The sequence below is a fragment of the Duganella vulcania genome, assembly GCF_009857655.1.
GTDB lineage: Bacteria > Pseudomonadota > Gammaproteobacteria > Burkholderiales > Burkholderiaceae_D > Rugamonas > Rugamonas vulcania.
This window is the reverse complement of record NZ_WWCX01000316.1, coordinates 1-332: the sequence shown is the minus strand read 5'-3', so window position 1 is coordinate 332 and position 332 is coordinate 1. Positions and strand designations below refer to the sequence as shown.

General features: G+C 44.9%; 1 rRNA gene. It reads left to right on the top strand.

Features of this window, described 5'->3' with window-relative positions:
• Positions 1–218: 218 nt before the first annotated feature.
• A 5S ribosomal RNA gene (rrf, locus tag GTP90_RS36175) occupies positions 219–331 on the top strand.
• Position 332: the final 1 nt, after the last annotated feature.

The window sequence follows — 332 nt, the reverse complement described above, 5'->3', positions numbered from 1 at the left end:
GAAGTGCAGTAATGCATTAAGCTAACTGATACTAATTGCCCGTACGGCTTGTCCCTATAACCTTAGCAGGTTGTGGTGAATGAGAAGTACGTTGTAACGTTCGTTGATACAACTTCATTACCTAAATATTTACTGCATAAACGATATAAATCGTTTATAATACTTCCTCCAGATTCTTGGCGGCGCGGAAAAAGACGCGACGCTAGTACAAGTCAATGCCTGATGACCATAGCAAGTTGGTCCCACCCCTTCCCATCCCGAACAGGACCGTGAAACAACTCTGCGCCGATGATAGTGCTGCAACCAGTGTGAAAGTAGGTTATCGTCAGGCT